The sequence below is a fragment of the Candidatus Polarisedimenticolia bacterium genome, assembly GCA_036004685.1.
In the GTDB taxonomy this organism is placed as follows: Bacteria; Acidobacteriota; Polarisedimenticolia; order Gp22-AA2; family AA152; genus DASYRE01.
This window is the reverse complement of record DASYRE010000020.1, coordinates 1-9357: the sequence shown is the minus strand read 5'-3', so window position 1 is coordinate 9357 and position 9357 is coordinate 1. Positions and strand designations below refer to the sequence as shown.

The window sequence follows — 9357 nt, the reverse complement described above, 5'->3', positions numbered from 1 at the left end:
GAACGTCGCGGGAGCAAAGGGCTCGTCGGAGGCCGCGCGCCTCCAGAGTATCTCCGCGGGCTGCGACGCGACGCGGGCCAGGAGCACCCGGTACGCGTCCGGCCCCCAACCTTTGATGGCGAAGCGGACCCGCGACGGCGTCGCCTCGAATTCCTCGATCGCTCCCGGCGCGCTGATGAGCCAGCCGAGATCCTTCGCCCTCTGGAAGCCGTACAGGCTCCCCGCGCCGAAGGCCTCGGCGAGGCTTCCTTGAACCGTCCCGGGATTGATCGCGGGTCCGCCGCGGCTCTGCCCCCGCAGATCGAAGACATCGGGGAGAAGCCCGAGACGGGCGGCGTCGCTCTCGGGCCAGGACATCTGGAGGCCGCAGACGGTGATGCCGCGCGCCAGGGTCTCCCAGGGCCCTCCCGGATCGTGAATCGCCAGCCGGTGGAGCCAGGAGCGGTAGACCAGGCCGCACCACTGGACGGGAAGCCCGATCCACACCGGCGCCACGTAATTGGTGGCGCCGAAAACGGGGATGGTCGCATAGCGCGAAACCTCTCCCTTGCTCCACGGCTCGAGGTAGATGAAGGGCACTCCCGTCCACGCCCAGTACCGGGCCTCCTCCAGGTAACTTTCGTTCCCGGTCAGCTCGTAACCGAGGACATAGCACTTGAGCATGTAGGCCGAGGCGAGGATGTCGGGCGTGTGCAGGGGCACCTCCCAGGTTTGCGCGCCCCGCGGCTCGGAGTTGCGGTAGAGGGCTGTCTGCTGGTCGAGGAGCGCCAGTCCTTTCGAAGCGAGACTCGCATTGCCCGAGAGGGCCGCCGCCTCGAGGATCCCTTGAAGCGCGCTCCCCCCATAGCCATTGGCGTGGTCGGCGAAGTGCGTCGCCCCGAGCTCGGGCTTCGCCCCGCCCTGCGGGTAGTGGCGGATGCCCTGAGCGTCGAAGAGCCCGGTCTGGCCCGCGGCCCCGTCGCGCCGGGCCGCCACATGCCCCGCGACATTGCCGAGGAGGAGCGCGTTTGTCGGCCAGCCGACGTGCGAGACGCCGCTCAGGAAAGCGGGGTCATCGGCCCGGCGCTTGCCGAGGGCCAGGGCCGACTCGCTTCGCAATCTAGCCGCGAGCGCCGCATCGCCGGAGCGATTGGCGAGCCAGAGCATGAAGACGATGGCGTCGCTGGCCTTTTGCGGGTTGAAACCCGGCCACACGGCGTGGCGCCAGAGTCCGTCGCCTGCGTACGCGTCGGAGTCCAGCCAGCCGGCGGCGAGGAGTTTCACCGCGCGCGGCAGTCCACCCGTGAAGGAAGGAACCGCCGGCAGCCCGCGCAGGGCGACGTACCGCTCCACGGCCGGCGCCACGCTCGGCCCCTCGCCGCCCAGAAGCGTCGCGCGGCAGACCAGCGCCGACCCCGCCTCGATCGGAAACGGCGACTGGGCGAAGAGCGAGTTCTCGACACGAAGGGAGCCGACGCCGGGCGCCCACAGGCCGAGGAAGTGCGCCCCCGAGCCGTGCGTCCGATCCGGCGAATCGAAGACCGCGGCGGCGAGCGGCGAAAGCTCCCACACCAGGCCGAGGAACCGCCCGGAATGCTCGATGGCCATGAGCGGGAAGGTGATCTTCGACGGATCGGGCACGAGGCGCACGTGCTCCGGCGTGGTCACGTCCGCCTGGCTGCTCGACGGCTCGTCGGCGAGGTACTCGAGACCGGCGAAAAGTCCCTGGTGCTTGGCGTCGCCGAAGGTGCCGAGGCCCGGAAAAAGAGTCATCCAGGGAACGTGCAGGAGGCTCCGCCCCCGGTCGCATGCGATCGAGGCCTCCACGGCGATGCTGCCGGCGATCTTTCCCGCCTCGAACCTTCTCCTCAGCGTCCAGGCGGCGCCGTCGCCGTCGGCGAACGAGACCTCCTCCACCAGTACACCGTCCGCGAAATTCACCTTGACCGGAAGCCCGCCGATCTCTTTCCAGGCCAATCCGGCGGCCTCGTAATAACCGAGCATGCCCGCATCGTGCGACGCCGCCGCCTCGACTCCCGCGACGTTGAGAACGAACCCTCCCCAGCGCTCTCCGAAGTGGACCAGCTCCAGCGGCCCGGAGACGAGTCGCGACGCCGGCAGCGCGCCCGCAACCGGTCGCGACGGCGGCTCGAGAGCCGGCGCCTGGATGGGCTCGATGCTTTCCACGCGCAGCCACGCCAGCGCGATGTGCCCCCGGTCCGTCGCCGGATCGAGCCGCAGGCGGATCCCCGCCGGCTGAGCCGGAATCGTCAGGGAGTAATCCGCCCAGCTCCCATCAGCCTGCACGGGGAAGCGCACGCTGCGCTCCTCGGCGAAGGACTGGCCATAGAACAGCTGCCCGCCGCCATCGGCAGCGCTCCTCATGCGGAAGGTTATCCGGAGCGCCAGTCCGGCCGGCGGGTTGAACAGCGGGCTGGTGATCCAGGGATCGATTCCCGTGCTGTCGAGCTCGAGGCCGTCCGCGGTGATGGCGACATTCGCCGTGGCGAAGTTCGGCTGCCAGCCCTGCAATCCCGCCGCGAACTCCCAGAAAGCCACCGTCGCGACGGGCGTCGGGCTGGAAGCGACCGCCGGGCTCGGACCGTACGGCGTCTCCGGGATCAGCGCCAGGTAGTCGAGGCGCGCCTGGTCACCCGCGGTGGCCGACTCGGGGAGATCGAAGCGGAGGCCGGCCGTCCTCACGGCGCCATCCTCGCTCCACTCCCCCGCGCTGGCGGGCCCCAGCGCCTCGGCCAGGTCGCGCCGTCCGTCGAGGGGAGTGGCCAGGACGGCTCGCTGCAGAGTCCCCGCGCCGCCCGCATCGCGGTATCCCGAGCTGTCCCGGTCGTCGAAGAAGAGGGCGACCTCGTTCGAGGGGATGGCGACGGTCGATCCCTCGAGACCGATGGCGAGCCGGGTGAAGTGCCCGCTCTCGATGGGACCGGTCTCGAGGCTCGAGAAAAAGCGGGGATCGCCGGCGCCGCTGTAGCGGAGAAAGCCTCCGGCCACCTGGACGCCGGAGGCGTCGAAAAAGGAGTCGAGCCCCTCGAGGTCGCCGCCGGCATGGAAATCCCTGCGGTAGTCCTCGCGCAGGCGGATCCAGTCGATTTCGATCACGGCGCCGTCCCGGCTGCGGTCGTTCGCGGGGAGGTTGTTGAGGGGATCGAGCCGGAGGAAGGCGTTGACCGCAGCAGCCGCCCACAGCCCATCGAGGCCCGCGGCGGCCGGGCCCGGGATGATGCGCGTCTCGGCGACATTCATGGGAATCAAGATGGTTTCGTAGCCCGTCATCGAGCCTGGAATTTCGGCGTTGTGCTCGGCGATGGTCGCGCCGCCCGGAGCCTCCGGCGGAGCGCCCCAGAAAATACCCAGGAGATTCGAGGGGGCCGGCGGAACGGGGTTCTTGAGGCGCGCCTCGAGAACCCGGTAATAACGGGGGTTGTAGCGGAAGGCGTTCTGGAAGTAGGCGTCGGTGTAGGCATCGCCATCGAGATTTTGCAGCTCGACTCGCAGCGCGCCGCCGGCGACGGTGAGGCGGGCATCGTGCTCGGCGCCCCACCCCTCGGCGTCCCCGGCCCGCGAGAACTGCCAGCTTCGCGACAGCGTGGCGTAGAGCGCATCCCCCCCGGCAACCTGAACATCCTCGAATCGGAAGGAGCCGTTCGCTGCCGGCGCCGACCCGAGTGTCACGTGCCCGCCGCCGGCAGCCGGGATCTTCCACAGCTCCACCCAGATGCCCTCCCCCGCGGGCGCGCCGCGCCCGCTGACCGTCACCGAGCTTCCGGTCGGGATCGGCCCGTCGACCACGAGGCGCGTCGCGTAGCCGGCGACGATCGGCGCGGCCGCGAGGGGAACGCCGTGAATCAGAGCGACCATGCAGAAAACCAGGTGGAAATTTTTCATCCGGCGTTTCATTTTATCCGGTAAGATAAGGAGTGACAGTCAGGAGTGACTGTCACTCTTGGTCAACTGGTGTTGGTGGAACAGGCAGCTTGTTACATCCAGTATGTCTCCCCAAAAAAAGGAGAGTAGCAATGTTGGGATCCACCGGATTTTTGCCGTCGTTTCCACCGATTCGCCTGTCTCGCGCTCCCCTCTCGGCGGCGCGATGGTTTTTCTCATGGCAGTTTCCGGTGCGGCCTTCGTGGGTCCGCCGCTTGAGGGGGAGTCCGGCAGGGGAGCAGCGAGTCCGGAGCAGGCAGGCGGGATCAGGGTACGGGGCCAAGGACAGGAACTTCGGAACTTCCGCCGTGGCGATACGAACGCTGACGGCAGGTCCGACATCTCGGACGCCATCGCCGCCCTCGGCTTCCTCTTCCTCGGCAAACCCGAAAAGCTCGCCTGCGAGAAGAGCGCCGACGTCAACGACGACGGCAAGATCGACCTCTCGGACCCGATCGCGCTCCTCGGATACCTGTTCCTGGGCGTGACGGCGCCGCCCGAACCGTCCGGGGCGTGCGGGACGGATGGGACGCCGGGGGTTGAAGGGGCGTCCGCAAAGCGTCGGAAGGCGAATCTTGAGGGGATCTGGGCGAAAGAATCGCATGGATGATTGAAGGGACGCGGCCCCTCGCCAGCGCTGATCGCAGGATGATCAGCCCCATCGGACCTCAGACTCAAGGACACACACTCATGCCGACCAGGAACCGAATCTCCCTCCTTGCTTCCGTGTTGTGTCCGGCGCTTCTGGCATCCATCGCTCCTTCGATTCCGGCAGGGCCGCCTCTTCCTGGAGATGTGGACCTGTCCTTCGATCCCGGCTCGGGCGTCAACGGCCCTGTCTTTGTCGTCTTCGTCCAACCTGACGGCAAGGCGCTCATCGGCGGGAGAATGACCATGGTCCGGGGCGTCAAATGCCAGGATATCGCCCGGCTCAACGCCGATGGCAGCGGCGATAGCAGCTTCACCCTTGGGGACTTGAACACGGGGATCTCTCAGGTCGTGGCCATCGCGAAGCAGTCCGATGGAAAGGTGCTGGTGGGGCATGGCAACGGGCTTTCCCGTCTCAACCCGGACGGGCATCCGGACAGGGGTTTCATCGCTCCGACCTTGTTGACCGATGGCTTATTCCCGGCGAGTGTCAATTGGCTTGCCGTCCTGCCGGATGACAGGATCCTGATCGCCGGCGGCTTCTTCTCCGTCAACGGCGCCCTTCGTCCTGGGATCGCCCGCCTCCATGCCGATGGCAGCCTCGACAGCACCTTCGATCCGGGCTCTGGACTCAATGGAGAAGACGCTGGGGTCTATTGCGGCGCTGTGCAACGCGATGGCAAGGTGCTCATCGGTGGTTATTTCCTGGGCTTTAACGGCACGGTCCGAAGCAACATCGCCCGTCTCAACGCCGATGGCAGTCTGGACCATGCATTCGGAGGAGCTTTGGACGACTCGATGTGGTCGATCGCCATTCAGCCGGATGACAAGGTGCTCATTGGCGGCTGGTTTACGACCGTGAACGGCGAGAGCCGGAGCGGCATCGCGCGCCTCAATGCGGATGGGAGCCTGGACAGGAGCTTCGATCCGGGCGGGACGGCCAGCATATACTCGGTCGCATTGCAGTCCGATGGTAAAGTGCTCATCGGAGGTGGTTTCCTCGCCTCCGATGGAACAAAGCGCTACCTCGCCCGCCTGAACGCGGATGGGAGCCTGGACGGCTCTTTCGACCCGGACCAGAGCCGCTACTACCCCGGTGTCGCTTCTCTGGCCGTGCAACCGGATGGCAAGGTGCTCGTCAGCCGTAGCAAATACTTCGGCGACGAGCCAGATTACTACCTATTGACCCGCCTCAATGTCAATGGCAGCCTTGACAGCACGTTTACCGCGGGCGGAGGAATCCAGCGTGGGGTGGACAAGCTCATTGCGCTCTCCGAAGGCAAGGTGCTGATCGCCGGGGGCTTCTCATTCGTCGATGGAATCAGCCGGGGTGGCATCGCCCGCCTCAACGCCGATGGCAGTCTGGACCACAGTTTTGTCCCCGATCCGGGCATCCGTTCCGTCACGACCATGGAACGGCAGCCGGATGGCACGCTGCTTGTCGGCGGGTACGGTGGAACGGCGGGCGCCGGCATTGCCCGACTCGACGCGGATGGGAGCCTCGACAAGAGCTTTGACCCCGGCACAGGCCTGAACGAAAACGGGTTTGTCCGTGTCATTGCGATCGAGTCCGATGGCAAGGTGCTCATCGGCGGCGAATTCGACACTGTCAACGGCACGTACCGCCACGGCATGGCCCGGTTGAATTCCGATGGGAGCCTGGACGCCTCATTCAACTTGCACCGGGCCCATACAGGCGGCTCCATCGAATCCATCGTGGCGCAACCGGATGGCAAGGTGCTCGTCGGAGGCTACTTTGGGATCGAGGGTGAAGCGAACTACCACCTGATCGCCCGCCTCCAGGCCGATGGCAGTCTCGACAGGAGCTTCACCTTCGCGCTCGATGGTCAGGTGGTCTACTTCGTTCTCCTGCAGCCCGATGGCAAGCTGCTCATCGCCGGACGCTTCTGGGCCGTCGACGAACCCATAGACCGCGGCTTCCGTTTGATCGCCCGCCTGAACGCCGATGGCAGTCTCGACGGCACCTTCAACGCGGCCCATGGCACGGGGAATATCGGCGGACTTGCGACTCCGCCCACCCTGGCCCTGCAACCGGACGGGAAGGTGGTCGCCCCTGGCGATTACTTTCTAGGGAAGGACGGGAACGACCTGTCCTACCAGGGGGTCATCCGCCTCCACCCCGATGGGGATCTGGACCGCAGTTTCATTCCCCGCTTCGACCCGCCCTGGTCCGGGACTTCCTCGGTCGCGCTCGAGTCTGACGGCGGCGTGCTCGTCTGCGGCGATATTTTCGTGTTCCACGGAGTGCTGCGTCCGTACATGGCGCGTCTCCACGGAGACGCCGCGTCGCGTTCCAGTTTCCTCCGCGGCGACTGCAACGACGACGGCCGCGTCGATCTCTCAGACGCCGTGTGCATCCTCAACTGGCTGTTCTTCGCCGGGGCAGGTCCCGGGTGCCTTGCCGTCGCGAACATGGATGGCGTTGGCGCAGTGGATATCACCGATCCGATCTACCTCCTGACCCACCTCTTCCTGGGAGGGCCCGCACCGGTCGCCCCGTATCCCGTCTGTGGAACCGGGACGCTTCCAGAGGACGAGGGGACCTGCAAGACACCGCCGGAAGGCTGTCCGCAATGAAAGGCCTCGCGCCATGAAAATACCCGGATTCCTTCGAACATGGCTTGGTGCGGTGACTCTCCTCTCCGTCGCCGGAGTTCCCGGTACTCACCTCCTCGCGGCGCCCGGGGACTTGGATCTTTCGTGCGATCCGGGGTCCGGCATCAACGGTCCGGTTCGCGCTGTGGTCATCCAGCCGGACAGAAAGCTGCGCCTTTCGCTCCTCGGCCGGGAATCTATGGTTGACCCCTATCAGCGAACCGGAAGACCATCTCCAGGAGAAAGAAAACATGCACTATAGAATCACACACTCCGCACTCTGTTCTTTGCTGGTGCTGTACTAGGGGGCGGGGAACAGCATGGCCCAGCATGCCCTGCGGTTCGATGGGGCGGACGACTTCGTCAGCGTGAAGGACACCGGGGGATTCGATTTCGATAGCGCCTTCACCGTCGAAGCGTGGGTCCGGCCTTTCTCGCTGGAAGGTAACAACGACTTCAAGGCTATCGTGCGAGGGGTTTTAAGCGACTCCCACCTTGATGGCTCAGGTTGGGTGCTCTTCCTCGAGGGGGACGACCCCTCGAAATGGGGCCTGAGCGTCTGCACGCCTGAATGTAGCGCGGCGACTTCGGCGGCGGGCGGGCTCGTGGTCGACGAATGGCAACACCTCGCTGCCACCTACGATGTCACGGCCATCAGGATCTACCGAAATGGCAAGTTCATTTCCTCAACGCCCCAGTTCGGGGATGTGACCGACATCGAATTCGTCCACATCGGCATTTGGGAAAGCTCCGTAGAAGGGCTGATCGACGAGGTGCGCATCTGGAATATCGCGCGGAGCGAAGCTGCTATTCAAGCAGACATGAAAGTGCGGTTACGGGGCGACGAAGCGGGATTGATGGGCTATTGGCCGTTCGACGAAGGAAGCGGTCAGGTGGCTGCGGATATGTCTGTCTGGCACAACAACGGGCGCCTGGGATCCTCGCCGGACAGTGATGCCAACGACCCATCGTGGGAGGCGTCCACCGGGATTCCGCTGCTTCCCAGGTTCCTGCGCTGCGATCCCAACGACGATGGTAAGACGGACGTCGCCGACGGCGTATGGATCCTCAACGAGCTCTTCCGCGGCGGCGCCGCCACCGCGTGCGCGGCCGCGGCTGACTGTAACGGTGACGGTGGAAGGGATATCAGCGATGGCCTCTACGCGATCTTCTACCAGTTTACGGGGGGGCCGTCGCCTCCCGCGCCATTTCCAGACTGCGGATCCGTCGATGTGCCCCCCGGCGATTGCCCGTCTGGGTCGACGATCTGTCCGTAGCGCAGTGCACCGACAGGAGGGGAATGAGGGATCTCCGGCAAGGCGGCCCGGTGACTTCGGATCAGCGCGCGCCGCTGGCCAGGCAAATCCCCTGCGACCAGGCCGTCTGCGCCGGCCAGGACGGCTCCCACGCGACCGGCTGCCCGAGCGATGGGCCGGATGGGTCGGGCCGCTTCGCCGACCACGGCGATGGCACGGTGACGGATACCTGCACCGGGCTCAGTGGCAGAAGAAAACGGCGGATACGAACGGCGATGGCCAATCGACGGAAGCGGACCAGCTCACCTGGTGTGACGCGCTGCCTAGTGCGAAAACCTGCACTTCGGGGGCCATGACGACTGGCACCTGCCGAACGTGAGAGAGCTTCAGAGCCTCGCGGACTACGGGCGACGCAACCCGGCGATCGATCCGGTGTTCAGCGTGTTCCGGGATGCGTACTGGTCCTCGACGACCTTGAAAAACGGATAACGATTCTCGACCCACATCCTAGACGGATCAGGATTTGCGTGAAGTGGTCTTGCCGTCAGAACTTCCCTCTCAACTTCCCTCTCGATCTCGGAGGGGGCCATGAGGCAGCCCGGATGGGCCGGGGCCCTCCGGGATCGGGATCGGGCCATGAACTCAAGAGGAAGCGATCGGCTGAGAGCAGGGATTCCCCGGATCAAGCGTTGGCGCCCCGGTCGATGCCGTGCAATTGGCAGGTGGCGTCTTGGGGATCCGGGATCGGCCCACCCGAGTCATCGGCCTGTCGTCACCCTCCCAGCTATCCTCGAACGGCGGATCGGAGTCGTCTTCGGGGTGAGGGGGATCGACGCTCTCGGACCAGTCGTCTGGGGGATGGCCGTGCCCAGGGTCCCGAGACCCCGAGGTCGACGGGGGTGGGCCGCGGACCTTC

The 9357-nt window shown here is 65.9% G+C and carries 4 protein-coding genes; 3 read left to right on the top strand and 1 reads right to left on the bottom strand.

Going from position 1 to position 9357, the window contains the following annotated elements:
• Positions 1–3882: hypothetical protein (locus VGR67_04735; protein HEV8335705.1), on the bottom strand; the 3882-nt coding region annotated here is incomplete at its 3' end.
• A 205-nt stretch (positions 3883–4087) separates the two neighbouring features.
• On the opposite strand from VGR67_04735, the gene VGR67_04730 reads away from it, so the two are divergent.
• The 3 genes from VGR67_04730 to VGR67_04720 all read left to right on the top strand — a co-directional run bounded on the left by VGR67_04730 (position 4088) and on the right by VGR67_04720 (position 8462).
• A complete protein-coding gene (locus tag VGR67_04730) occupies positions 4088–4531 on the top strand; it encodes a dockerin type I repeat-containing protein (protein ID HEV8335704.1) in 444 nt (147 codons plus the stop codon).
• A 185-nt stretch (positions 4532–4716) separates the two neighbouring features.
• Positions 4717–7167: a hypothetical protein gene (locus VGR67_04725; protein ID HEV8335703.1), complete on the top strand. Its 2451-nt coding sequence runs from the start codon at positions 4717–4719 to the stop codon at positions 7165–7167.
• A gap of 338 nt (positions 7168–7505) precedes the next feature.
• Positions 7506–8462 (top strand): LamG domain-containing protein, encoded by a 957-nt coding sequence (locus VGR67_04720; protein ID HEV8335702.1) that lies wholly within the window; start codon positions 7506–7508, stop codon positions 8460–8462.
• The last annotated feature ends 895 nt before the right edge of the window (positions 8463–9357 follow it).